The 23,088-nt window shown below is 71.5% G+C and carries 22 protein-coding genes; 12 read left to right on the forward strand and 10 right to left on the reverse strand.

Going from position 1 to position 23,088, the window contains the following annotated elements; translation table 11 throughout:
• Positions 1-5: 5 nt before the first annotated feature.
• The 4 genes from ACFYOH_RS04195 to mce all read right to left on the reverse strand — a co-directional run bounded on the left by ACFYOH_RS04195 (position 6) and on the right by mce (position 6,690).
• On the reverse strand, positions 6-959 hold the full coding sequence (locus ACFYOH_RS04195) for an ATP-binding cassette domain-containing protein (RefSeq protein WP_388620928.1): 954 nt from the start codon (positions 957-959) through the stop codon (positions 6-8).
• 84 nt (positions 960-1,043) lie between these two features.
• On the reverse strand, positions 1,044-1,979 hold the full coding sequence (locus tag ACFYOH_RS04200) for a cellulose-binding protein (protein WP_351800012.1): 936 nt from the start codon (positions 1,977-1,979) through the stop codon (positions 1,044-1,046).
• A 182-nt stretch (positions 1,980-2,161) separates the two neighbouring features.
• Complete coding sequence (gene scy, locus ACFYOH_RS04205; RefSeq protein ID WP_388620929.1) at positions 2,162-6,043, reverse strand: polarized growth protein Scy; 3,882 nt, start codon at positions 6,041-6,043, stop codon at positions 2,162-2,164.
• Positions 6,044-6,249: 206 nt separating this feature from the next.
• Positions 6,250-6,690: a methylmalonyl-CoA epimerase gene (gene mce, locus ACFYOH_RS04210; protein WP_388620931.1), complete on the reverse strand. Its 441-nt coding sequence runs from the start codon at positions 6,688-6,690 to the stop codon at positions 6,250-6,252.
• A 149-nt stretch (positions 6,691-6,839) separates the two neighbouring features.
• Between mce and ACFYOH_RS04215 the strand changes: the two genes are divergently transcribed.
• The 3 genes from ACFYOH_RS04215 (at position 6,840) to ACFYOH_RS04225 (ending at position 10,414) form a co-directional block, all read left to right on the forward strand.
• Positions 6,840-8,039 (forward strand): acetyl-CoA C-acetyltransferase, encoded by a 1,200-nt coding sequence (locus tag ACFYOH_RS04215; RefSeq protein WP_388620933.1) that lies wholly within the window; start codon positions 6,840-6,842, stop codon positions 8,037-8,039.
• Between the two features lie 71 nt (positions 8,040-8,110).
• Positions 8,111-9,067, forward strand: a complete 957-nt coding sequence (gene meaB / locus ACFYOH_RS04220; protein WP_388620935.1) for a methylmalonyl Co-A mutase-associated GTPase MeaB — start codon at positions 8,111-8,113, stop codon at positions 9,065-9,067.
• 147 nt (positions 9,068-9,214) lie between these two features.
• A complete protein-coding gene (locus tag ACFYOH_RS04225; protein WP_388620937.1) occupies positions 9,215-10,414 on the forward strand; it encodes an MFS transporter in 1,200 nt (399 codons plus the stop codon).
• A 108-nt stretch (positions 10,415-10,522) separates the two neighbouring features.
• On the opposite strand, the gene ACFYOH_RS04230 is transcribed toward ACFYOH_RS04225, so the two are convergent.
• The 4 genes from ACFYOH_RS04230 to ACFYOH_RS04245 all read right to left on the reverse strand — a co-directional run bounded on the left by ACFYOH_RS04230 (position 10,523) and on the right by ACFYOH_RS04245 (position 13,183).
• On the reverse strand, positions 10,523-10,999 hold the full coding sequence (locus ACFYOH_RS04230) for a MarR family winged helix-turn-helix transcriptional regulator (protein ID WP_388620939.1): 477 nt from the start codon (positions 10,997-10,999) through the stop codon (positions 10,523-10,525).
• A 92-nt stretch (positions 11,000-11,091) separates the two neighbouring features.
• Entirely contained in the window at positions 11,092-11,901 is an 810-nt protein-coding gene (locus ACFYOH_RS04235) for an AIM24 family protein (RefSeq protein WP_388620941.1), read from the reverse strand.
• Positions 11,898-12,548, reverse strand: a complete 651-nt coding sequence (locus ACFYOH_RS04240) for an AIM24 family protein (protein ID WP_388620943.1) — start codon at positions 12,546-12,548, stop codon at positions 11,898-11,900. Before ACFYOH_RS04240 ends, ACFYOH_RS04235 begins: the two co-directional genes overlap by 4 nt.
• A gap of 2 nt (positions 12,549-12,550) precedes the next feature.
• Complete coding sequence (locus tag ACFYOH_RS04245; RefSeq protein ID WP_388620945.1) at positions 12,551-13,183, reverse strand: AIM24 family protein; 633 nt, start codon at positions 13,181-13,183, stop codon at positions 12,551-12,553.
• A 195-nt stretch (positions 13,184-13,378) separates the two neighbouring features.
• Between ACFYOH_RS04245 and ACFYOH_RS04250 the strand changes: the two genes are divergently transcribed.
• From ACFYOH_RS04250 to ACFYOH_RS04260, 3 genes are all read left to right on the forward strand, one after another.
• Positions 13,379-13,723 (forward strand): DUF3817 domain-containing protein, encoded by a 345-nt coding sequence (locus tag ACFYOH_RS04250; protein WP_388620947.1) that lies wholly within the window; start codon positions 13,379-13,381, stop codon positions 13,721-13,723.
• Positions 13,720-14,013: an MTH1187 family thiamine-binding protein gene (locus ACFYOH_RS04255; protein WP_388620949.1), complete on the forward strand. Its 294-nt coding sequence runs from the start codon at positions 13,720-13,722 to the stop codon at positions 14,011-14,013. Before ACFYOH_RS04250 ends, ACFYOH_RS04255 begins: the two co-directional genes overlap by 4 nt.
• Before the next feature lie 98 nt (positions 14,014-14,111).
• Positions 14,112-14,864 (forward strand): hypothetical protein, encoded by a 753-nt coding sequence (locus tag ACFYOH_RS04260; RefSeq protein ID WP_388620951.1) that lies wholly within the window; start codon positions 14,112-14,114, stop codon positions 14,862-14,864.
• Here ACFYOH_RS04260 and ACFYOH_RS04265 read toward each other — a convergent pair.
• Entirely contained in the window at positions 14,812-15,864 is a 1,053-nt protein-coding gene (locus ACFYOH_RS04265) for a DUF5937 family protein (protein ID WP_388620953.1), read from the reverse strand. The genes ACFYOH_RS04260 and ACFYOH_RS04265 overlap by 53 nt on opposite strands.
• 74 nt (positions 15,865-15,938) lie before the next feature.
• On the opposite strand from ACFYOH_RS04265, the gene ACFYOH_RS04270 reads away from it, so the two are divergent.
• From ACFYOH_RS04270 to ACFYOH_RS04285, 4 genes are all read left to right on the forward strand, one after another.
• Positions 15,939-17,195, forward strand: coding sequence for an MFS transporter (locus ACFYOH_RS04270; RefSeq protein WP_388620955.1), 1,257 nt, complete (start codon positions 15,939-15,941; stop codon positions 17,193-17,195).
• Positions 17,196-17,217: 22 nt separating this feature from the next.
• Positions 17,218-17,727, forward strand: a complete 510-nt coding sequence (locus tag ACFYOH_RS04275) for a MarR family winged helix-turn-helix transcriptional regulator (RefSeq protein ID WP_388620957.1) — start codon at positions 17,218-17,220, stop codon at positions 17,725-17,727.
• 43 nt (positions 17,728-17,770) lie between these two features.
• Positions 17,771-18,109 carry a DUF3817 domain-containing protein gene (locus ACFYOH_RS04280; protein WP_388620958.1) on the forward strand — a complete coding sequence of 113 codons (339 nt, stop codon included), beginning with the start codon at positions 17,771-17,773 and terminating at the stop codon, positions 18,107-18,109.
• An 86-nt stretch (positions 18,110-18,195) separates the two neighbouring features.
• Positions 18,196-19,896, forward strand: a complete 1,701-nt coding sequence (locus ACFYOH_RS04285; RefSeq protein ID WP_388620960.1) for a methylmalonyl-CoA mutase — start codon at positions 18,196-18,198, stop codon at positions 19,894-19,896.
• 6 nt (positions 19,897-19,902) lie between these two features.
• On the opposite strand, the gene ACFYOH_RS04290 is transcribed toward ACFYOH_RS04285, so the two are convergent.
• Positions 19,903-20,520, reverse strand: a complete 618-nt coding sequence (locus ACFYOH_RS04290; RefSeq protein WP_388620961.1) for a TetR/AcrR family transcriptional regulator — start codon at positions 20,518-20,520, stop codon at positions 19,903-19,905.
• 233 nt (positions 20,521-20,753) lie between these two features.
• Here ACFYOH_RS04290 and ACFYOH_RS04295 point away from each other — a divergent pair, with 233 nt between their 5' ends.
• Entirely contained in the window at positions 20,754-21,722 is a 969-nt protein-coding gene (locus ACFYOH_RS04295; RefSeq protein WP_388620962.1) for a tetratricopeptide repeat protein, read from the forward strand.
• A 624-nt stretch (positions 21,723-22,346) separates the two neighbouring features.
• Complete coding sequence (locus tag ACFYOH_RS04300; protein ID WP_388620964.1) at positions 22,347-22,985, forward strand: DUF6230 family protein; 639 nt, start codon at positions 22,347-22,349, stop codon at positions 22,983-22,985.
• Positions 22,986-23,088 lie beyond the last annotated feature (103 nt).

Below are 23,088 nucleotides of genomic sequence, written 5' to 3' on the forward strand. Positions count from 1 at the left end.
GGGCGTCAGGCCCCCTTCCACTCGGCGCCCCACTCCCGCGGGGCGTCCCCGGGCCCGGCGTGCGCGTGGTACTCCACGGACTGCGCCGTCAGCTGCATGAACGCCTCCTCCAGCGAGGCCTGCCGGGGGCTCAGCTCGTGCAGCACGATCCCGTACCGCGCCGCCAGCTCACCGATCCGCTCGGCCTTGCCGCCCGCCACCTCCAGCGCGCCCCCGCCCGCCTCCACGACGGTGATCCCGTCCTCGTGCAGCACATCGAGCAGCCGCTCGCGCTGCGGAGAGCGGATCCGGACGTAACTGCGCGCGTACTGCCGGATGAAGTCGGTCATGGTCGTGTCCGCCAGCAGCCGCCCCTGCCCGATGACGACGAGATGGTCGGCGGTCAGCGACATCTCGCTCATCAGATGGCTGGACACGAACACCGTCCGCCCCTGCGCGGCCAGCGACTTCATCACGTTCCGGATCCAGTGGATGCCCTCCGGGTCCAGCCCGTTGACCGGCTCGTCGAACATCAGGATCCGCGGATCCCCGAGCAGGGCCGCCGCGATCCCCAGCCGCTGCCCCATGCCGTACGAGAACCCCTTGGCCTTCTTCCGCGCCACGGCGGTGAGCCCGACGGTGTCCAGCACCTCCGCCACCCGCGACCTCGGGATCCCGTTGCTCTGCGCCAGACACAGCAGATGGTTGTAGGCACTGCGCCCGCCGTGCACGGCCTTGGCGTCCAGCAGCGCGCCGATGTACGTCAGCGGGTCCTTGAGCTGGTCGTAGTGCTTGCCGTCGATCCGGACGTCACCGGCGGTGGGGTGATCGAGCCCGAGGATCATCCGCATGGTCGTGGACTTCCCGGCGCCGTTGGGCCCGAGGAAGCCGGTGACGATGCCGGGCCGCACCGCGAAGGTGAGATGGTCGACCGCCACCTTCTCGCCGTACCGCTTGGTCAGCCCCGCCAGCTCGATCATGCGGCCACGCTAAGACGGGACAAAGCCCCCTGCCACCGGAGCGGGAGGGGGCTTCGTGTCCTTCGGCGACCGTGCGCGGAAGGGTTACCGGGTCTGCTGGGCCGGCACCCCACGGGAGATGGGCTCGTCGTCCCCGGGCGTGCCCGCGGCAGCGACCGCCGCGCCCGTCAGCGTCGCCAGCATCTCGCGGACGTTCGTCAGCTGGGCGTTGATCGAGTCGCGTCGGTTGGTCAGCGCGGCCAGCTCGCGCTCGGATTCCGAGCGGATGCGGTCGGCCTTGGCGTTGGCGTCGGCCACGATGTCCTCGGCCTGGCGCTGGGCGGTCTCCACCGTCTGGCGGGCGCGGCGCTCGGCGTCGGTGCGCAGCTTCTCGGCCTCCAGGCGCAGCTGCTCGGCGCGGTGCTCGATCTCCGCCAGCCGCTTCTCGGCCTTCTGCTGACGCGAGGCCAGGTCGCGCTCGGACTGCTCGCGGCGCTTGGCGAGGTTCGTCTCGAAGTCGGCGGCGGCCTGCGCGGCCTTGGCGCGGGTCTCCTCGAAGAGGGCGTCCGCCTCCTCGCGCTTGGACTGCGCGTCCTTCTGGGCCTCGGAACGCAGCTGGGCGGCCTCGCCCTTCGCCTTCTCGACGATCCGGACGCCCTCGTCCTCGGCCTTGGCCTTGCGCTCGGCGGCGTAGGACTCGGCGTCGTTGCGGACCTGCTGGGCCGCGGACTCGGCGAGGTCGCGGTGCTGTTCGGCCGCCCGCCGGGCCTCCTCACGCAGCTCCTTGGCCTCTTCCTCGGCCAGGCGCAGGATCTTCTCGACCCGGGCACCGAGACCCGCGTACGACGGTTCGGCGTCGGTGACCTGGGCCTGCGCGTTCTGCGTCTCGAGGTGGAGCTCCTCGATGCGCTTCTCCAGGGCGGTGATGCGGGCGAGGGCGCTGTCACGGTCGGAGACGAGCTTGGAGATACGTTCGTCCACCTGAGCGCGGTCGTACCCACGCCGCACAAGCTCGAAGCCGTAGGGGGAAGTGTCGCTCATGGGGTTCCTGTCAATGAGACCGGTGAGGTGATAAGGGGAATCCTAGGGGCCGAAGCGGTGTGTCATCGAGCGGATACGGTTTTGATCTGGAGAATGGCACCTCTTTTGGGTGGCTGGCCGCCGGACGACTTGCCAATGACTCGGGCAAAGCCCCCAGACGTTACCGGAACGCACCGCTCACACTAGCCGTCTGACGACTTGCCACCCGATCGGGGGGCGCCGACCGTCGCGCCGGCCTTGACCGAGCCCTCCTTGCCGGCCGACGGGGCCTCGAAGGACTCCAGCGCCTCCAGGACGTCCTGAACCCGGGAGATCTCGGCGTTGATGTCCTCGCGCCGGCGCACCAGGATCTCCAGCTCGCGCTTGCCCTCCTCGACCGTGCGCCGGGCCTCGCGGATCGCCTCGGCCTTGAGCTCCTCGGCCTCCTTGACGAGGCTGGCCTTCTTCTGCTCGGCCTCCTTGAGCAGCCCCTCCGCCTTCTTGACGGCGGCGATGCGCACCTTGCCCGCCTCGGAGTTGGCGTCCGACACCAGCTCCTTGGCCTTCGCCTCCGCCTTGGCCAGCTGCTCCTCGGCGGCCTTGATGAGCGCGTCGCAGCGGTCGCCGGTGGACTTCATGGTCTCGGCGGCCTCGCGCCGGGCCCGCTCGTGCAGCTCCTCGATCTCGGTGGTGATGCGGTCGCGCAGCTCCTCCGCGCGCTCCCGGATCGCGGTCGCGTCCCGGCGGGCGCCGACCAGCAGCTCGTCGGCGTCCGTGCGGGCCTTCTCCACCCGGGAGTTGCCCTCGACCGTCGCCTCGGCGACGATCCGGTCGGCCTCGCTGCGCGCCGCGCCGACCATCGTGTCGGCCTGCGACTCGGCGTCCGCGGTGGTCTTCAGCGCCTGCTCCTGGGCCTCGCTGAGCAGCTTGTCGACCTCGGACGTGGTCTCGGTGATGAGCGTGTCGACCTGCTCGGCCGCCTCCGAACGCCGCTTGTTGGCTTCCTTGCGGGCCTCGTCCAGGGTCCGCTCGGCCTCCTCGCGGGCGGAGTTCAGGAGCCGTTCGGCCGCCTCCTCCACGTCCGCCCTGAGCTGCTCGGACTCCGCCCGCACCCGCTCGGCGTGGGCCTGTGCCGAGCCGACCGTCTCGGCGGCCTCCGCGCGCAGCCGTTCGGCCTCGCCGGTGGCGTCCCCGATGAGCTGCTCGGCGGCCGCCAGGGCCTCCGCGCGCACCCGGTCCGCCTCGGCGAGGGCCTCCGTACGCACCCGCTCGGCCTCGGCGACCGTCTCGTTCTGGAGGCGCTCGGCCTCTTTGCGGGCCTCGGTGATGAGGGTGTCCGCCTGGGTCGCCGCGTCCGAGCGGATGCGGTTGGCGTCCTCGCGGGCGTCCGCCCGGGTGCGGGCGGCGGCCTGGTCGGCCTCGGCGAGCGCGTCCGAGGCCTCGGTGCGCACCCGCTGGGCGTACTCGCCGGCGTCCGAGCGCAGCCGCTCGGCCTCCGCCATCGCCTCCGCGACCGCGCGCTCGGCCAGCGCCTTGGCGGCCTGAGACTCCTCGTTCGCCTCGCGGCGGACACGGCTCGCGTCCTCGCTCGCCCGCTCCCGCTCGGCGTAGGCGTCGGCGCGGACCCGGTCCGCCTCCTCCTCGGCCTCCCGCCGGGTACGGTCCGCCGCGTGCTCGGCGGCCGAACGCAGCCCGGTGATCTCCTCCTGCGCCTGCTCGTGCAGCCCGGCGACGGAGTCCCGCACCTGCTGGGCGTGCTGCTCGGCGGCGGACACCATCTCGGTGGCGCGCCGGTCGGCCTCCTCGACCAGCCGGGTCGCCTCGGCCTGCGCCTCCTCCACGCGCCCCCGCGCTACGGCCAGCAGCTCCTCGCTCTGCTCGCGGGCCCGCTGGCGCTCCTGGTCGGCCTCGGCCCGCGCGGAACCGAGGGTCTCCTCGGCCTCGCGGCGGCGCCGGACGGCCTCCTCCTGGGCGGCGGCCAGCGTCTCGGACGCCTCGGTGCCGAGCCGCTCGGCGGCGGCCTGCGCCTCCGCGCGCACCCGGTCGGCGGTGTCCTGGGCCTCCGCCTTCAGCCGCTCGGCCTCGGCGGCGGCCTCCGAGCGCAGCCGTACGGCGACGGCCTCGCCCTCGGCGCGCGAGGCGGACGCGTCGGACGCGGCCTCGTCGCGCAGCCGGTCGGCCTCGGCCTCGGCCTGCTGCTGGAGCGCGCGGATCCGTTCCGCCGACTCCGCGCGCAGGCGCTCGCTCTCCTCGGCGGCCTCGCGGCGGATCCGGGCGGCCTCCTCGCGAGCCTCGGTGAGCGCCTGCTCGGCCGACTCCAGCCGGTCCCGTGTCTCGGTCTGCAGCCGGGTCAGCTCTCCGGCGGCCTCCGCACGGCGGGCCTCGACGGCACGCTCGGTCTCCTCGCGCAGCTCGCGCGCGGCGGTCTCGGCGCCCGCCTTGACCGACTCGGCCTGCTCGTCGGCCTCGGCGCGCAGCCGCTCGGCCTCCTTGCGGGCCCGGTCCAGGGTCTCCTCGGCCTGCCGGCGCAGGCTGGTGGCCCGCTCGATGGCCTCGGTGCGGACCTTCTCGCTGTCGGTGGTCGCGGTCTGCCGCAGCTCGTCGGCGTCCGCCTTGGCCTTGGCCAGCAGTTCCTCGGCGGACCTGGCCGCCTCCTCGATCTGCGCGACCGCCTCCCGGCGGGCCTCCGCGCGGATCGACTCTCCCTCGGCGACCGCGTCGGCGCGCAGCTGCTCGGCCTCGCCGCGCAGCCGGCGGGCCTCCTCCTGCAGCTCGACCGTCTTGGCGCGGTACTCCTTGGTGTCGTCCTTCGCCGCGCCCTTGAGCTGCTCGGCGATGTCGTGCGCCTCGGCGCGCAGCCGGTCCGCCTCGGCCTCGGCCTCGGTGCGGATCCGCTCGGCCTCCTCGGCGGCGGCCTTGGTGGTCCGCTTGGCCTCCTCGGACGCCTTGTTGAGCACGTCCTCGGCGGTCTTGGCGGCCTTGGACAGCTGGGTCGCGCTCTCCTCGGCGGTGACCGTGCGGGCCTTCTCGGCGGCCTCGGCGACGATCTTCTCGGCCTCGGCACGGGCGTCCGCGACCAGCTGCTCGGCCTCGGACCTGGTCTGCTCGGCCTCCTTGGTGGCCTCCTCGACCAGCCGGGCGACCTGCTCCTTCGCCGTCCGCGTGCGCGCCTCGCCCGCCGCCTCGGCGCTCGCGAGGGTCTTGGCGGCGGCCTGCTCGGCCTCCGTCTGCAGCTTCTCGGCCTCGGCCTGCGCCTTGCGCAGCGCCTCCTCGGCCGCCGCCATCCGCTCCTCGGCGGCCCGGCTCAGCTCGGTGGCCTGCCGGCGGGCGGTGTCCGACTCGCCGGCCGCGTCGGTGCGCAGCCGCTCGGCGTGGTCGGTGGCCTCCTGGGCCTGCGTGGACGCCGCGTTCAGCAGCCGCTCGGCGTCCGTGCGGGCGCGGCGCAGCAGCTGCTCGGCCTCCGCGCGGGCCGCCTCGGCGTCGTTCTGCAGCCGCTCGCGGGCCTCCCGGGTCAGCCGCTCGGCCTCCGCGCGGGCGGCGGCCATGGCCTGCTCGGCCTCGGCGCGGGACTCCTCCAGCAGCCGGCGGGCCTGCTGTTCGGTGCGGGCGCGCAGCTGCTCGGCCCACGCCACGTTCTCGTTGACGTGCGACTCGACGGTGGCGCGGCGCTCGGCCAGCTCCTGGTCGAGCTGCTGGCGCCGGGTCACGGCCTCCTGGTGCAGCTCCGCCTGCAGCCGGGCGGCCTGCTCGGCGTGCTCCTGCAGGATCCGCTGGGTCTGCGCGCGCGCCTCGGCGGCCATCCGCTCCGCGTCCTGGCGCAGCTGGTCGGCCTGCATCTGGGCATTGCGGAGCAACTGCTCGGCCTGATAGCCGATGTCACCGCCGTCGAAGGCGGGCCGGGTCATCAGGGTGCGGCGCGCCTCGTGCAGCTTGGCGCGCAGCACCTCGACCTGGTAGCCGAGGTCCTCGGCGTGCTGGATCGCCTTTTCCCGCTCGGTCTTCAGCCGCTTCATCTCGGCCTCGAACCGAGAGAGGTGGTCGACGTCAGCCGCCGGCTCTCGCTCCTGGCTCTCGTAGCCCCGCACTGCGCGGTCCCATCCGTCCCCTGGTCAGTTTCTCCTGCGAGCTCCGTCCATCCGCCGAACGGGGCCCCCGGGGAATGGTGTCAGATCAACGGCGGAGCACGGGCTGCTGCCCCGACGCTCGTCCCCCGAAACCCGGACCCCGGAACGGCCGTCCCCCGCGTTCGGGGACGACCGCCCCCAACCCTACCGGCCCATATGTACGGGGGTCAGTGCTCAGGGGACTCAACAGGGGCCGAAGTGACCAGTTCTGTGAGCACGCCATGGCAATCCTTGGGGTGCAGGAAGGTGATCCGCGACCCCATGGAGCCGCGCCGCGGCTCGTCGTACAGGACGCGCACGCCCTTCTCGCGGATGTCCGCGGCGTCCCCGTCCACGTCCGCCGTGCCGAAGGCGATGTGGTGGACGCCCTCCCCGTTCTTCGCCAGCCACTTGCCGACCGCGGAGTCCTCGCGGGTCGGTTCCAGCAGCTGGAGGTAGGAGGCGCCGCCGTCCGAGGTCTCGTTGATCTTGAGCATGGCCTCGCGCACACCCTGCTCTTCGTTGACCTCGGTGTGGAACACCTCGAAGCCGTAGGTGGCCTGGTAGAACTCGACGGTCGCGTCGAGGTCGTGGCAGGCGATCCCGATGTGGTCGATTCGCGTCAGCATGGATTCAGTGCACCGCCACTGCCGTGGTTACGCAACGTGCCAGCGATCACACTGACAGGCCGATGACGGCACGGAGTGCCATCAGTACATTCGAAGTAAACCCTCGTTCACTCCTCGGCCTGGGCAGGCCGGTAAGGGGATCGCAGCTCATGCCTTCTGGAACGAACAGCTCGGTGATCGTCGCGGGCGCGCGCACGCCCATGGGACGACTGCTCGGCTCCCTCAAGTCCTTCTCCGGAGCCGACCTCGGCGGCTTCGCGATCAAGGCCGCCCTCGACCGTGCGGGGATCGGCGGCGACCAGGTGCAGTACGTGATCATGGGCCAGGTACTCCAGGCGGGTGCCGGGCAGATCCCGGCCCGCCAGGCCGCCGTCAAGGCCGGCATCCCGATGAGCGTCCCGGCGCTCACCATCAACAAGGTCTGCCTCTCCGGCCTGGACGCGATCGCCCTGGCCGACCAGTTGATCCGCGCGGGTGAGTTCGACATCGTCGTGGCGGGCGGCCAGGAGTCCATGACCAACGCCCCGCACCTGCTGCCGAAGTCCCGCGAGGGCTTCAAGTACGGCGCGGTCCAGATGCTGGACGCGATGGCCTACGACGGCCTGACCGACTCCTTCGAGGGCATCGCCATGGGCGAGTCCACGGAGAAGCACAACACCCGCCTCGGCATCGGCCGCGCCGAGCAGGACGAGATCGCCGCCCTGTCCCACCAGCGGGCCGCCGCCGCGCAGAAGAACGGCCTGTTCGAGGCCGAGATCACTCCGGTGGAGATCCCGCAGCGCAAGGGCGACCCGGTCCTGTTCAGCAAGGACGAGGGCATCCGCGGCGACACCACGGCCGAGTCCCTGGGCAAGCTGCGCCCGGCCTTCAGCAAGGAGGGCACGATCACCGCCGGCTCCTCCTCGCAGATCTCCGACGGCGCCGCCGCCGTGGTCGTGATGAGCAAGGCCAAGGCCGAGGAGCTGGGCCTGAGCTGGCTCGCCGAGATCGGCGCGCACGGCAATGTGGCGGGACCGGACAACAGCCTCCAGTCCCAGCCGTCCAACGCCATCCTGCACGCCCTGAAGAAGGAGGGCCTGGAGGTCTCCGACCTCGACCTCATCGAGATCAACGAGGCCTTCGCCGCGGTCGCCGTGCAGTCAATGAAGGACCTCGGCGTGTCCGCGGAAAAGGTGAACGTCAACGGCGGTGCCATCGCCCTGGGCCACCCGATCGGCATGTCCGGCGCCCGGCTCGTGCTGCACCTCGCCCTGGAGCTGAAGCGGCGCGGCGGCGGCACCGGCGCGGCCGCGCTGTGCGGCGGCGGCGGCCAGGGTGATGCGCTGATCGTGCGGGTACCGAAGGCGTAGGCACTCTCGTCGTGCGCGTCCGCACGTCGTTGTACGCGTCTGTACGTCTGTGAACTGAACGGAGCTGTTTGATGCAGGACGTCTCCTCTCTGGTGGCCCAGGCCAGGGAAGGCCGGCCGCGGGCCGTGGCCCGGCTGATCTCCCTCGTGGAGGGGGCGTCCCCGCAGCTCAGGGAGGTCATGGCGGCCCTGGCCCCGCTGACCGGCAATGCCTATGTGGTCGGTCTGACGGGCTCCCCGGGGGTCGGCAAGTCGACCTCCACCTCCGCGCTCGTCACGGCGTACCGCAAGCAGGGCAAGCGGGTCGGCGTCCTGGCCGTCGACCCGTCCTCGCCGTTCTCCGGCGGCGCCCTGCTCGGCGACCGCGTCCGCATGTCGGACCACGCGTCGGACCCGGGGGTCTACATCCGCTCCATGGCCACGCGAGGGCACCTGGGCGGCCTGGCCTGGGCGGCTCCGCAGGCGATCCGGGTGCTGGACGCGGCGGGCTGCGACGTGATCCTGGTGGAGACGGTCGGCGTCGGCCAGTCGGAGGTCGAGATCGCCTCCCAGGCGGACACCAGCGTGGTCCTCCTGGCCCCCGGCATGGGCGACGGCATCCAGGCGGCCAAGGCCGGCATCCTGGAGATCGGCGACGTGTACGTCGTCAACAAGGCGGACCGGGACGGCGCCGACGCCACGGCCCGCGAACTGAACCACATGCTCGGCCTCGGCGAGTCCCGGGGCCCCGGCGACTGGCGCCCGCCCATCGTGAAGACGGTCGCGGCCCGTGCCGAGGGCGTCGACGAGGTCGTGGAGGCCCTGGAGAAGCACCGCGCGTGGATGGAGGAGCGCGGGGTGCTGGTCGAGCGCCGCAAGGCCCGTGCCGCCCACGAGGTGGAGACCATCGCGGTCACGGCCCTGCGCGAACGCATCGGGGACCTCCACGGCGACCGCCGCCTCAGCGCGCTCGCGGAGCGCATCGTCGCGGGCGAGCTGGACCCGTACCGGGCGGCGGACGAGCTGGTGGCGGGCCTGACACAGGGCTGAGGGGTCGCCGACTCAGCGATCGCGCTGGTAAGTTGACGGGCATGTTCCTCACCTTGGCGTAGAGCGCACACCGGACCGCGAGGCCGACGAAGAGGCCCTCGCGTCCCTCGGTGTCCCCGCTTCCGCCTCCACCAGAGGAACATCCGCATGTCCACGCATGCCCCTGTGCGGCCCTCGTACGCCGCCGTGCTGCGCCTTCCGCACGCGCGCCGCACCTTCGCCTCCGCCCTCGCCGCCCGCCTGTCCTACGGCACGGTCTCCCTCGCCGCGCTGCTCTCCGTCACCCGGGCCACCGGCTCCTACGCCGTCTCCGGCGCCGTGCTCTCCCTGTTCGGCGCCGCGACGGTCTTCCTGAGCCCGTTCAGAGCGTCCTTGATCGACCGGCACGGTGCGCGCAGGGCCCTGCTGCCCATGTCCGTGCTCTACGGCGCCCTGCTCTGCGTCCTGGCCGCGCTGACCTGGCGCCCCGGGGCACCACCGCCGGCCATTGCCGCCGCGGCGGCCCTCGCGGGCGCGTGCGCGCCTCCGCTGGGGCCGACGATGCGCGCGCTGTGGGCCGAACTCGCCCCCGAGCCGGGCATGCTGGCCCGCGCCTACAGTCTGGACGGGGTCGCGGAGGAACTGCTGTACGTGTCCGGCCCGGTGCTGGTCGGCGCGCTGCTCGGCTTCGCACCCCCGGCGTCCGGGATCCTGCTCAGCGCGCTGCTGGTCGTGGGCGGTACCTGCGCCTTCGTCGCGTCCCCCGTGCTGCCCGGTGCCCGTGGCGCCGCCCCTGGGACGAGGCGCGGCACCCTCTTCGGCCTGTGGGCGCCGGTCGCCGTGGCCCTGGGCGCGGGACTGGCGCTCAGCGGGCTGGACCTGCTGGCGATGGCCTTCGTCACGCAGCGGTCGTACGGGACCGGCGTGGTGCCCTGGGTGCTGGGGGCGCTCTCGGCGGGCAGTGCGGTGGGCGGCCTGGTCAACGGAGCGGTGCGGTGGCGGGCGCCGGCCCGGGTCCGGCTGTGCGGGTTCGCCGTGGCGCTGGGCCTGGTGATCGCGGCGGGGGGCCTGGCGCCCGGCGTGTGGTCCCTCGCCGGGGTCATGGGACTCGCCGGAGCGTTCGTCGCCCCCACCCTGACGACGGCGTACCTCGTGGTCGAGGAGACGGCACCCGAGGGTGCCCGCACCCAGGCGGGCGCCTGGGTCAACACCGGGGTGAACGCGGGGAGTTCGGCGGGAGCGATGGTGACGGGCGCGCTGATCGGACGGGTGCCGCTGGGGGCGTGTTTCGGCCTGGCGGGCGCGGTGGCCGTGCTGCCCGTCGTGGCGGCGTATCGCCGTCGCGGGGTGCGGGTCGCCGGCGGCTGATCGCTCCCCCACTCTCGACTTCGCTCGAGCGGGGGGACCCCCATCGCGGCGGAGCCGCACATCGATACAGCCCCGCGCCCCTGACGGGGCGCGGTTCCCCCAGGAGGCTCAGGGACGGCCCCGCTGCCCCCGCAGATGGTCGGCGATCGGCTTCAGCGCCTTGTCCAGTTCGGTCAGCGCCTCCGGCGACAGCAGATCGATGAAGTGGCGCCGTACGGAGGCGACGTGATGCGGCGCCACCTTCCTCATCGTCTCCATGCCGTGCTCGGTCAGCACGGCGTACAGCCCCCGCCGGTCGGACTCGCAGTTCTCGCGGCGCACCAGGTTCGCGTTCTCCATCCGCGTGATCTGGTGCGACAGCCGGCTCTTGGACTGCAGGGTCGCGGAGGCGAGGTCGCTCATCCGCATCCGTACGTCGTCCGACTCTGACAGGTTCACGAGGATCTCGTAGTCGTTCATAGTCAGGCCGAACGGCTGCAGATCCTTCTCCAGTTGGTACGTCAACAGCCTGTTGACCTCCAGGTGGGTGCGCCAGGCGCACTGCTCCGCATCGGTCAGCCAGCGCGTGGCCGTCTCGGTCTCCATGAATGAAGTCTACCTAAGAAGTTGAATGGCGAACTACTTCGGGTGGTGTGACAGTGCGCACGCGTTCGATGTCACCCTCCGCAGACTACCGCTCACAGCCCGAAGCGGCGCTGGAGGTCTCCCAGCTGTCCGGGAAGGCGCGGTGCCCCCGATGGTTGCCGACCGTGTCCGCCCGGTGCCGCTCCGCCACCTCCGGGCACCCCCGGTTCGGACGGAACGACACCCGTCGCCGTCTCCTCCATGAGGGTCTCCGTCGACTGCAACAGGACCGTCCCGGCGCCCACGAACTCGAACTGGTGCTCCTCCCCGGATACCCCGCCGAGGCCCGTCATCGCACGTAGACCGCCCAGTACACCCGTCAGATAGCCATGGTCGTAGTGATGGCACGGTGACGGGCAGTCGGCCCACCCGACGAGCGCCTGCGGGTCGACCCGGATCGGAGGTTCCATGAACACCACCGGACCGTTAGATGCGGCCACAAACTTTCCGGTTCCGATAAGGGTCAGAAAACCCGGCACGATCGATTGCTTGAGCGCGAGACTTGGCTGAAAAGCGAGCAGGTTGCCCGCGCGAATGGTCAGGTTCCCGTCGTCCAGGTCGTAGGAATTGACGTCGAAGGCCCGGTCGGCGAGCAGCATCTTGCCCGAGCCCGCCGCCACGACCCAGTCGCTCGCGTGCAGTGGCGAATGGAACGAGGTACGGACAAGTCGGTCGAGTCGGCCGTGCCCGATGCCGTTGAACTCGATCGCCCCGTAGTAGGCGATCATCTTCCCCTTCTGCAGGAACCACTGCCCGCTCTTGAGCTCCACGCAGAACGTGTACTTGTTCACGTTGTCGTCGGCGGGCAGGGTCATCGGGTCGTACACCACCGGCCCGGCGCCCGGGGTTCCGTACGCGCTCACAGCTTCTCCTCCGACGCCTGGACGTACACCGTGCCGTTGCCGCTCAGCTCCAGCTGGAAGGCCTCGCCGGAGCCGCGGCCCACCATGTCGCGCCAGCCGAGCGCGGTGGACAGTCTGTTGCGGACCTCGCCGTGGTGGGCGACGTACGCCTGTGGGTCGACGTGGACCGGGCGCTGGGGGGTGATCGGGATCTCGAAGACGCCGCCGTGCGCCATCACGGCGACCGAGCCCTGGCCCCGGAGGGTCGTGGTGAACAGGCCCTGCCCGGTGACCTGGCCCCGGACCAGGCCCATCACTCCGCCCTGCGAGCCCATGAACATCGTGCCCTGCTGCAGTGTGCCCTCGAAGGCGAGCAGCCGGTCGGCCTCGACGTACAGGGTGTCGCCGGAGAGGTTGATGACGTGGACGTGGTGGCCGCCGTGCCCGAAGAAGACGGTGCCGCTGCCCTCGACCGTCATCAGCGGGGTCGCCTCGCCCGTCACCCGGCGCCCGATCATGGACATGAGCCCGCCCTGGCCGCCCTGGATGTTCGGCGTGAAGGACACGTCGCCCTTGTAGGCGAGCATCGCCCCGCGCTGACTGAACAGCCGCTGACCGGGCAGCACGGTCGCCTCGACCATCTTCGAGTTGATCTCCCGGAACGCCATGGCTACAGATCCCCCGCGATCGTGTTCCGCTCGCTCGGCTGCACGTACACCAGTCCGTCGCCCTCGAAGCGGATCTGGAAGGCCTCGCCGCCGCCCTCCCCGAAGAACGTGCGGAACGTCACCCCGGACTGGAAGGACTGCCGCACGTCGCCCTGGTGGGCGATGTAGGCACCCGGGTCGACGATCAGCGGGTACTGCGGGGTGACCCGGAGCACGACCGCCGGCCCGTCGGACATGATCGCCGCCTGCCCGTGCCCCTCGACGGTCGTGGTGAACAGACCGTTGCCCTGCGAGGCGCCGCGCAGCCCGGTGAACGTCGTGCCCGTGCGCAGCCCCGCGTCCGTCACGAGCAGGTTGCTCGACTCCACGTACAGCTTGTCGCCCCGGAGGCTCACGAGGTTGATCTCGGTCGCCCGGTCCGCGAACCAGCACGTGCCGTGCCCCTTCACCTCCATCACCGTCATCTGCTCGCCGGTGAGCCGCCGGGTCACCATCCCGCGCAGTCCCTCGCCCCCACCGGTGAGCTTCTTGAAGCTCATCTGCCCGTCGTACGCGACCATCGAGCCGTTCTTCGCCTTCACGGCGTCCCCGGTCATGTCGACGGCGAGCACCTTGCTGCCTTGAAGTCGGAACATCGCCACGGAGCGAAAGTAGCGGCGCCACGGGTGGACGGAACAGGGCCCGTGGGTGGATACCGACCCTGAGCGGACCCCTAGGGCCGCCGTTTGCTTCAATGGTGGAACGCTTGTGCGTGCGTTCACAAACGGCAGCCCGCAGCCGACGGACCGTAACCGCGAGACCGTCGCGCCCCCTCCCACCGAAGGTGATCCGTGGACATCAAGACCGCCACCGCCCTCCGCCGCCTCCGCCTGGTCTCCGCGCCCGAGGCCGTGTCCTTCCTGATCCTCCTCGTCTGCTCGGTGCTGAAGCGGACCACCGACTTCAACGCGGTCCCCGTCATGGGCGCGGTCCACGGCGTCCTGTTCATCCTGTACGTGATCTTCTGGGCGGACGCCTGGAACCGCGCCAAGTGGCCGCTGAAGACCGGTCTCCTCTACTTCGTCCTCTCGGTGCTGCCCACCGGCGGCTTCTTCGCCGAGCGCAAGCTGCGCCGCGAGGCCGAGAACGCCGTCATCGCGGCCCGCGCCCGCAAGGAAGGAATCGTGAACGCATGATCGTCGCCTTCTCCGTGACGCCGCTGGGCGTCGGCGAGGACGTGGGGGAGTACGTCGCCGACGCCGTCCGCGTGGTGCGCGAGTCGGGGCTGCCCAACCGCACCGACGCCATGTTCACCTCGATCGAGGGCGAGTGGGACGAGGTCATGGCCGTCGTCAGGCGCGCCGTCGCGGCCGTGGAGGCGCGCGCCCCGCGCGTGTCGCTCGTCCTGAAGGCCGACATCCGCCCCGGCGTGACCGATGGGCTCACCTCCAAGGTCGAGACCGTGGAACGGCATCTGGCGCAGTAGTTCGGCCCCCTTTTGAGCGGTCGCCGGGGGAGGTGTACGTTCCCCTCCTGATCATCCGAGCGATCGCTCAACTTCACGCTCTGGCCTGGGGGAACACCATGGGTCTCTACCGAGAGACACACATACGCGCCGATTTCGACGAGCTGTGGGCGCACACCCAGGACCCCGCCACGCGCCTGCGCTGGGACCTCCGCTTCAAGTCCATCGCCCCCCTGCCGGGCGTGGCGGGCGAGCCCCGGCGCTTCACGTGCACCTGGCGTGTGCTGCCGCTGCTCATCGTGCCCGCCACCGGTGTCGCCGCCGGCGAGCGGGACCGCCCCGACGGCACGCGCGTGTGCGCCCTGCGTTTCTCCTCCTCGCACCCGCTCTCCCCGATCGCCGAGGCGAGCGCCTACTGGCGTTACGTGCCCGACGCGCAGGGCGTGCGCCTGCTCACCGGGTACGAGTACCGCGCCCGCGGGGGCGCGTTCGGGGCGGTCGCGGACCGCCTGGTCCTGCGGCCGCTGACGGGCTGGGCGACGGCGTGGTCCTTCGACCGGCTCCGGCTGTGGCTGGAGCGGGGGATCACTCCCGAGCGGGCCCTGGTCAACTGGATCGTCGAGCTGGCGGTCCGTGCGGTTGTCCTCACGGTGTGTCTGACCGGGCTGGGGCTGGAGTCGCTGCTGCGGCTCTTCGGGTCCTTCGCCGACACCGTGGCCTATCTGTGCCCGCTGGTGCTGGTGGTCGCCGGGTCGCTCGCGGTCTTCAAGGCGCCGCTGGCCGGGACGCCCGCCGCCCGGCGCTGCCTGCGGGCGCCGGTCACCCGGGCGCGTGCGCCGCGGGTGCTGCGGCGGCTGGAGGCGTACGGGTGAGGGTCCGGGCGACCTGCGAGGTCCCGGAGCCCGTCAGTGTCACCCCCAGGGGCGTCCGCTCGTACAGCACCTGATGTCCGTAGCGCCGTGAGGTCAGCAGACCGGCATCCCGCAGTACCGTCAGGTGGGCCGACACCGATGAGGGGGCCAGCCGTAGCCGGTGGGCCAGTGCCGTGGTGGTCGCCGGTTCGTCCAGCGCGGCCAGCACCTCGGCGCGGTTTCGGCCCAGCAGCCGTACCAAAGCCTCCGGCGTCCGTTCGCCCGACTCCGTCCACAGGCCCGCGATTCCCCGGGCCGGATAGACCAGCGTCGGCTGCCACGGCGGTTCGAAACCGGTGATCACGTCGGGCCACGAGAAGACGCTCGGCATCAGTACGAGCCCCTGGCCGCCGAGGTCGCGCGCGTGCTCGGTGTGCAGGGCGAGCGTCAGCGTGCGCCCGTCCCAGGACAGGCGGCTGTCCAGCTCCGGCAGCAGCGTGCCGAGGCCCACCTCGGCCAGGCGGCGGGAGTGGAAGGCCACGTCCGCCTCCAGCAGAGCCCGCAGCCGGGGCCAGTCCGGGGCGATCAGCGCCCGCCAGGCCTCCTCCACGGCATCGGCCAGCTCCTCGATCATCCGGGCCGGGTCCGCGAGCCAGGCGCGGCCCTGGGGCGACTCCAGCGCGCCGGGTGTGCAGGCCAGGGAGAGCGCGGTGTCCTCGCGGGCCGCTTCCGGGTCGGACGCCCGTACGGCCGCGATCTCCTCCTCGAACGTGGCGGCCGGCCCGATCGGCGGCGCCCCGAGCCAGTCCGGCGAGTGCCCCCGCCGGGGCATCAGCAGCCACAGCGGAGCCAGGTCGAGCCCGGCCGCCGCGTCCCTGATCCGCCGTAGCCAGGGCGCCTGATAGGCGTGCCGGTCCGGCCGCCTCAGGGTACGCACCGCCTCCTGCGTCTCCCACAGCGGGGAGATCGCGAACCGGCAGCGCAGGAAGTCGTCGTCGCCGAAGTGCAGCCTCGACGCCATGGACACCCCCGGGAGGATTCGGCTGGAGCCGAAACTCTACGGCTCCCGGACTGTCCCCGGGCACGCTGCCCGGCATGTCCGCTCCCACCGGGGCCGGCCCGGCGTCCGCCGGGTACGGCCGTGTCTTCGCCGTGCCCGAGTTCCGGGCCGTCTTCGCCGCGCACGTCCTGTCCATGCTGGGCGTGATCGTCAGCGAGATCGCGCTCTCCGTCCTCGTCTACGACCTCACCCGCTCGCCCCTGCTGAGCGCGCTCACCTTCGCGCTGGGCTTCCTGCCGTACGCCGTCGGCGGCACCCTGCTCGCGCCCGTCGCCGACCGCTTCCCGGCCCGGGGCGTGCTGGTCGGCTGCGATGTGGTGTGCGCCGGCTGTGTGGCCCTGATGACGGTGCCGGGCACCGGCATCGGGCTGCTGCTCGCGCTGCGCTGCGCGCTCGCCGTCGTCTCGCCGGTGTTCTCCGGCACCCGTATGGCCACCCTGGCCGACGTCCTCGGCGACGGGGACCTGTTCGTCCTCGGCCGCTCGCTGCTGCGGATCGTCGCGCAGAGCGCGCTGCTCGTCGGCTACGGCCTCGGCGGTCTGCTGCTGACCGCCGTCAGCCCGCGCCACGCCCTGCTGATCACCGTCGGCACCTTCCTCGCCTCCGCCGCGCTGCTGCGCTGCGGCACCCGGCACCGCCCGGCCCGCACGCGCCGTGGCGCGGACACCCCGCCCGGTCCGCGCGCCCTGCCGACCGACCGCCGGGTGCGCGTGCTGCTGCTCATGTTCTGGATCCCGTCGGCGTTCTCGGTCGTACCCGAGGCGCTGGCGGCGCCGTACGCCGACGAGCTGGGCAGCGGCTCCGTGGGCCTCGGCCTGCTGATGTGCGCGCTGCCCGTCGGCACGGTGGCCGGTGAACTGTTCGCCGGGGCCCGGCTGGGGCCCAAGGCCCGCGAACGCATCGCCCTCCCGTTGCTCTGCCTGACCCTGCTGCCGTACCTCGGCTACGCCCTGCGCCCCGGACTGGCCGCCTCCCTGGTGCTCCTGCTGCTGTCCGGGGCCGGGTCGGCGTACACGCTGGGCCTGGACCAGTGGTTCGTGCGGGCCGTGCCGCGGGAGCTGCGCGGGCGGGCCATGACCGTGCTGCAGGCCGGGCTGATGACCGTCCAGGGCGTCGGCATGGTACTGACCGGTGTGGCGGCACAGACGGTGGGCCTGCGTACGGCGGTGGCCGGGGCCGGTGTGACGGGTGTGCTGTGCTGTTGCGGGCTGGCGATGGCCGCCCGGGCCACGGAGAAGGAACCGGGGGCCGAGAAGCGACCGAAAGCCGAGACGGGGCTGCCCGGAATATGACCGGCCGGTAGGGTCTGATGACGTGCCGAAGCCACTCAGCCTCCCGTTCGACCCCATCGCGCGCGCCGACGAGCTCTGGAAGCAGCGCTGGGGAAACGTGCCGTCCATGGCCGCGATCACCTCGATCATGCGGGCTCAGCAGATCCTGCTCGCCGAGGTGGACGCGGTGGTCAAGCCGTACGGACTGACGTTCGCGCGGTACGAGGCACTGGTGCTGCTCACCTTCTCCAAGGCCGGCGAGCTGCCCATGTCCAAGATCGGCGAGCGGCTGATGGTGCATCCCACGTCCGTGACGAACACGGTCGACCGGCTGGTGAGGTCCGGGCTGGTCGCCAAGCGGCCCAACCCCAACGACGGCCGCGGCACCCTCGCCGTCATCACCGACAAGGGCCGCGAGGTGGTCGACGCGGCCACCCGCGACCTGATGGCGATGGACTTCGGGCTCGGCGTGTACGACGCGGAGGAGTGCGCGGAGATCTTCGCGATGCTCCGCCCGCTGCGCATCGCGGCGCACGACTTCGAGGACGAGTGACCCCGGACAAGATCTCCCGGAACGGGTGGTTACGCTCGTTCGCATGAAACGAAGCGTGCTGACCCGCTACCGCGTCATGGCCTACACCACCGGTGTCCTGCTGGTCCTGCTGTGCCTGAGCATGATCGCGAAGTACGGGCTGGACATCAGCGGTGCCGCCGACGTCACCCGGGTCGTCGCCATCGCCCACGGCTGGCTGTACGTCGTCTACCTCGTCGTCGCCTTCGACCTGGGCTCCAAGACGAAGATGCCGATCGGCAAGCAGCTGTGGGTGCTGCTCGCGGGGACGATTCCCACGGCCGCCTTCTTCGTCGAGCGGAGGATCAGCCGCGAGCTGGAGGCCAAGGTCGCCGACCGGGCCCCGGCCGTCGCCAAGGCGTAAGGGCGACCGGCGTCACACCGCCGTACGGACGCCGTACGGCGGTCAGCCATCGACATTTACTAGGACGTCCAAGTAAATTCGATGGTATGGACGCTCACGCCATCGAGGAGGGCCGCCGACGCTGGCAGGCCCGCTACGACGCGGCCCGCAAGCGGGACGCAGACTTCACCACGCTCTCCGGCGATCCCGTGGAGCCGGTGTACGGGCCCCGACCGGGCGACACGTACGAGGGATTCGAGCGGATCGGCTGGCCCGGGGAGTACCCCTTCACGCGCGGGCTCCATCCGACCGGCTACCGCGGGCGTACCTGGACGATCCGGCAGTTCGCCGGGTTCGGCAACGCCGAGCAGACCAACGAGCGGTACAAGATGATCCTGGCCGCCGGCGGCGGCGGTCTGTCCGTGGCCTTCGACATGCCGACGCTCATGGGGCGCGACTCCGACGACCCCCGCTCGCTCGGCGAGGTCGGGCACTGCGGGGTCGCCATCGACTCGGCCGCCGACATGGAGGTCCTGTTCAAGGACATCCCGCTCGGTGACGTCACCACCTCCATGACCATCAGCGGGCCCGCCGTGCCCGTCTTCTGCATGTACCTGGTCGCCGCCGAGCGCCAGGGCGTGGACCCGTCGGTCCTCAACGGCACGCTGCAGACCGACATCTTCAAGGAGTACATCGCGCAGAAGGAGTGGCTCTTCCAGCCCGAGCCGCATCTGCGCCTGATCGGCGACCTCATGGAGTACTGCGCGGCCGGCATTCCTGCCTACAAGCCGCTGTCCGTGTCCGGCTACCACATCCGTGAGGCGGGGTCGACGGCCGCGCAGGAACTGGCGTACACCCTGGCGGACGGCTTCGGATACGTCGAGCTGGGGCTCAGCCGCGGCCTGGACGTGGACGTCTTCGCGCCCGGTCTGTCCTTCTTCTTCGACGCGCACGTCGATTTCTTCGAGGAGATCGCCAAGTTCCGTGCCGCGCGCCGGATCTGGGCCCGCTGGATGCGGGACGTGTACGGCGCGAAGAGCGAGAAGGCGCAGTGGCTGCGGTTCCACACGCAGACGGCCGGTGTGTCGCTGACGGCCCAGCAGCCGTACAACAACGTCGTCCGTACGGCCGTGGAGGCGCTGGCGGCGGTCCTCGGCGGGACCAACTCGCTGCACACCAACGCGCTCGACGAGACTCTGGCGCTGCCCAGCGAGCAGGCCGCGGAGATCGCGCTGCGCACCCAGCAGGTGCTGATGGAGGAGACCGGGGTTGCCAACGTGGCCGACCCGCTGGGCGGTTCGTGGTACGTCGAGCAGCTGACGGACCGGATCGAGGCCGACGCGGAGAAGATCTTCGAGCAGATCAAGGAGCGGGGCCTGCGGGCCCACCCGGACGGGCGGCACCCGATCGGGCCGATCACCTCCGGGATCCTGCGCGGGATCGAGGACGGCTGGTTCACCGGCGAGATCGCCGAGTCCGCCTTCCGCTACCAGCAGGCGCTGGAGAAGGGCGACAAGAAGGTCGTCGGCGTCAATGTCCACACCGGCTCCGTGACCGGGGACCTGGAGATCCTGCGGGTCAGCCATGAGGTGGAGCGGGAGCAGGTGCGCGTCCTCGGTGCGCGCAAGGCCACGCGGGACGAGTCCGCGGTGCGCTCCGCGCTGGAGGCCATGCTGGCTGCCGCGCGGGAGGGTTCCAACATGATCGAGCCGATGCTGGACGCGGTGCGGGCCGAGGCGACGCTGGGCGAGATCTGCGGGGTGCTGCGGGACGAGTGGGGCGTGTACACGGAGCCTGCGGGCTTCTGAGCGGGCTCAGGCGGACGAGGTAAGGCCCAGGAGCAGTACCCGCGTGAAGTCGCGGACCCACTCCTCGTCCGCCGGTTTGCCGCTCACCAGGGTGCGGTGGACCACCGCGCCCGCGACCATGTCGAAGATCATGTCGCCCGTGCGGGCGGACTCCTCCGGGTCGGGTTCCGGGGGGAGTTCGCCGCGGCTCTGGGCGCGGGCGCGGCCCTGCAGGACCAGGCGCATCTGGCGCTCCACGATGGAGGCCCGGATGCGCTCGCGCAGGGCGTCGTCGCGGGTGGACTCGGCGACCACCGCCATCAGGCCACTCTTGGCCTCCGGACGGGCCAGGATGGCCGCGAACTGCAAAACCACACCCTCGATGTCGGCGGCCAGGCTGCCGCGGTCGGGAAGCTCCAGCTCGTCGAAGAGTTCCGCCACCGCGTCGCACACCAGCTCGGGCTTGCCGGCCCAGCGGCGGTACAGCGTCGTCTTCGCAACCCCGGCCCGGGTCGCCACGTCCCCCAGGGTGAGCTTGGACCAGCCCAGTTCCACCAGCGCCTCCCGGGTCGCGGCCAGGATCGCGGTGTCCGCGGCGGCGCTGCGCGGGCGCCCGGTACGGCTGGCGGGAGTGCGGCTCTGCATCCCTCGACCATAACCGGCGGGATCTGTGCGGTCGTGAGGGAGATCACCGGGGAGTGGTGTCGCGGGGGGTCCGTCTGGCATTACGCTACGAGTCGTAGCGAAAGCGCGTGCGGGCTCGTGATGGACGTACACGGGACGCACGCGAGCGGTGACCACGGGGGCGTGGGGTGGGGACCCGGCGCCCGCGCACGACACTTTTTCATTCCGGCGCGATAACGGGGGAGGATAGACGCATGCAGCCACGGAACATGTCCATGAGCGGCGTCGTCGACCTCGCCGCGGTGAAGGCGGCCCAGGAGGCCAAGGCCAAGGCCGAGCAGACGCGCGCCGAGGCCGCCCGGCACGGCGGCACGGGTGCCGTCGCCCCGGCCGATCTCGTCATCGACGTCGATGAGGCGGGCTTCGAGAGGGACGTCCTCCAGCGCTCCGCCGAAGTACCCGTCGTCATCGACTTCTGGGCCGAGTGGTGTCAGCCCTGCAAGCAGCTGAGCCCGGTCCTGGAGCGGCTGGCCGTCGAGTACGGCGGGCGCATCCTCCTCGCCAAGATCGACGTCGACGCCAACCAGATGCTGATGCAGCAGTTCGGGGTGCAGGGCATCCCGGCCGTCTTCGCCGTCGTGGCCGGACAGGCGCTGCCGCTGTTCCAGGGGGCGGCCGGCGAGCAGCAGATCCGGCAGACCCTGGACCAGCTGGTGCAGGTCGCCGAGCAGCGCTTCGGCATCACCGGCCTGACCGTCGACCCGGACGCGCAGCCGGGCGAGGCGGTCGCGCAGGAGCAGGCGGGGCCGTACGACGCGGCGCTGAACGCCGCCGCCGAGGCGCTGGACGCGGGCGACCTGGGCGGCGCCATCCGGGCGTACCAGAACGTGCTGGCCGACGACCCGGCCCACCCCGAGGCCAAACTGGGTCTCGCGCAGGCCGAGTTGCTGCAGCGGGTGCAGGGCTTCGACCCGCAGAAGGTCCGTCAGGAGGCCGCGGAGAAGCCGAAGGACGCCGACGCGCAGATCGCCGCCGCCGATCTGGATCTGGTGGGCGGGCATGTCGAGGACGCCTTCGGACGGCTGATCGAGACCGTGCAGCGTACGGTGGGTGACGACCGGGACACCGTGCGGCGCCGGCTGCTCGAACTGTTCGAGGTCGTGGGACCAGAGGATGCGCGCGTGGTGGGCGCACGAAGGGCCCTCGCGCGCGCCCTGTTCTGACCAGTCGCTAAACGCCACGGCTTGTGATGCCGGGGTGAAAGGTTTGCCGACGAGTCGTCACAGCGGCTCTGCTTTACCAAAGCTTGGTAATTGCGCAAACTGTTACTCGGAGTAAGTCGAGGCCGTTGATCTGTCTGGTTTCATCCAGGGATCAACGGCTTTGCTCTGCCCATGGATGCCACCCAGCGTCGCGCTCCGAGACCGGTCGGTCGTCCTCCGGTTATCCGGCCGTTACTAGCCAGTAACGAACCCCCTTGTGCCCGGCGCGAGAATGCACCACGATCGGCGACGCTCGGTCCATTCCCTCACCCCCGGCAGCCGGTCGGGTCACGGGAGAATCTGGGTCCCCACCGAGCAGAGCCGACGGCAGTGGCGCCGGCTCTAGGGCAGGGGGGTCTTCGCCCAACGGCGAAGCCTGTCCAGCAAGGTTGTGCGTGATGCGTGTCAGGCGCGACCAGTGGTTGTCGCTCGGGGGTGATCGCCGGTGATTCGGGCGCGGTTCGCGCCGCCGAGCGCGGGCGCTCTCCTTTCCGAGGACGTAGCACTTCTCCCATCCCTGCCTGGTTGAGCCGCCGACCGGTGGCGAGTCCGGGCCAGGAGATGTACGTCCGAGAAGGAGGAAATATGGAGTCCCAGGTGCGTGGCGGGACCAGATGGAAGCGGTTCGCTGTGGTCATGGTGCCCAGCGTCGCCGCGACGGCCGCGATAGGTGTCGCCCTCGCGCAGGGCGCTCTCGCCGCGTCGTTCAGTGTGTCGGGTCAGTCGTTCAAGGTGACGGCCGACTCGCTCGAGGGCAAGGGTTTCGAGCAGTACGGCGCCCTCGACAACGGCTACGAACTGAACGGCAAGAAGACGCTCCACCCGGTTGCCGTGTCGGCGTTCACCCACGCCGAGATCACCAACCTGTGCCAGTCCGTGGTCACGCCCGACGTGCCGATCTTCGGCAAGGTCAGCCTGATCCTGCGGGCGGGTGGACCGGGTCACGACAAGGTCGAGGCCGACCGGATCTACATCGACGTCGCGGACCTCAACGCCGACGCCACCTTCAACAACATCGACATCGGTGTTGCCGCCAAGGACGCCGACAAGGGTCCGGGCATGAAGGGCGGGGGCGAGCAGGCCAACCCGTACGGCTTCGCCCAGCAGGCCGACTCGGCCACGCTGGTCGGTGTGAAGCAGACGGCGTGGGCGACCACCGCCGGCACCTTCAAGCTGAGCGGTCTGCACATGTCGCTGTCGACCGATGGCGCGGAGTGCTACTAAGCACTCGTTGACGGGCGGGGGAGCCGATGGCGCCCCCGCCCGTCCCCTCTCCGGCCGCGTCTTCACGCGCGGCACACATCACGACCACAGCAACGCCGCACCA

Origin of the sequence: Streptomyces sp. NPDC007856 (assembly GCF_042868225.1) — a bacterium.
Taxonomy (GTDB): Bacteria; Actinomycetota; Actinomycetes; order Streptomycetales; family Streptomycetaceae; genus Streptomyces.

What these genes read in the sequence shown, in the direction of transcription:
- ACFYOH_RS04265 (WP_388620953.1), bottom strand. Translation starts at nt 15,864, where the DNA reads ATGGCGTCGAGGCTGCACTTCGGCGACGACGACTTCCTGCGCTGCCGG.
- ACFYOH_RS04300 (WP_388620964.1), top strand. Translation starts at nt 22,347, where the DNA reads ATGGAGTCCCAGGTGCGTGGCGGGACCAGATGGAAGCGGTTCGCTGTG.
- ACFYOH_RS04240 (WP_388620943.1), bottom strand. Translation starts at nt 12,548, where the DNA reads ATGGCGTTCCGGGAGATCAACTCGAAGATGGTCGAGGCGACCGTGCTG.
- ACFYOH_RS04225 (WP_388620937.1), top strand. Translation starts at nt 9,215, where the DNA reads ATGTCCACGCATGCCCCTGTGCGGCCCTCGTACGCCGCCGTGCTGCGC.
- mce (WP_388620931.1), bottom strand. Translation starts at nt 6,690, where the DNA reads ATGCTGACGCGAATCGACCACATCGGGATCGCCTGCCACGACCTCGAC.
- ACFYOH_RS04200 (WP_351800012.1), bottom strand. Translation starts at nt 1,979, where the DNA reads ATGAGCGACACTTCCCCCTACGGCTTCGAGCTTGTGCGGCGTGGGTAC.
- ACFYOH_RS04260 (WP_388620951.1), top strand. Translation starts at nt 14,112, where the DNA reads ATGGGTCTCTACCGAGAGACACACATACGCGCCGATTTCGACGAGCTG.
- ACFYOH_RS04285 (WP_388620960.1), top strand. Translation starts at nt 18,196, where the DNA reads ATGGACGCTCACGCCATCGAGGAGGGCCGCCGACGCTGGCAGGCCCGC.
- ACFYOH_RS04295 (WP_388620962.1), top strand. Translation starts at nt 20,754, where the DNA reads ATGCAGCCACGGAACATGTCCATGAGCGGCGTCGTCGACCTCGCCGCG.
- ACFYOH_RS04195 (WP_388620928.1), bottom strand. Translation starts at nt 959, where the DNA reads ATGATCGAGCTGGCGGGGCTGACCAAGCGGTACGGCGAGAAGGTGGCG.
- ACFYOH_RS04245 (WP_388620945.1), bottom strand. Translation starts at nt 13,183, where the DNA reads ATGTTCCGACTTCAAGGCAGCAAGGTGCTCGCCGTCGACATGACCGGG.
- ACFYOH_RS04230 (WP_388620939.1), bottom strand. Translation starts at nt 10,999, where the DNA reads ATGGAGACCGAGACGGCCACGCGCTGGCTGACCGATGCGGAGCAGTGC.
- ACFYOH_RS04255 (WP_388620949.1), top strand. Translation starts at nt 13,720, where the DNA reads ATGATCGTCGCCTTCTCCGTGACGCCGCTGGGCGTCGGCGAGGACGTG.
- ACFYOH_RS04290 (WP_388620961.1), bottom strand. Translation starts at nt 20,520, where the DNA reads ATGCAGAGCCGCACTCCCGCCAGCCGTACCGGGCGCCCGCGCAGCGCC.
- ACFYOH_RS04280 (WP_388620958.1), top strand. Translation starts at nt 17,771, where the DNA reads ATGAAACGAAGCGTGCTGACCCGCTACCGCGTCATGGCCTACACCACC.
- meaB (WP_388620935.1), top strand. Translation starts at nt 8,111, where the DNA reads ATGCAGGACGTCTCCTCTCTGGTGGCCCAGGCCAGGGAAGGCCGGCCG.
- ACFYOH_RS04215 (WP_388620933.1), top strand. Translation starts at nt 6,840, where the DNA reads ATGCCTTCTGGAACGAACAGCTCGGTGATCGTCGCGGGCGCGCGCACG.
- ACFYOH_RS04270 (WP_388620955.1), top strand. Translation starts at nt 15,939, where the DNA reads ATGTCCGCTCCCACCGGGGCCGGCCCGGCGTCCGCCGGGTACGGCCGT.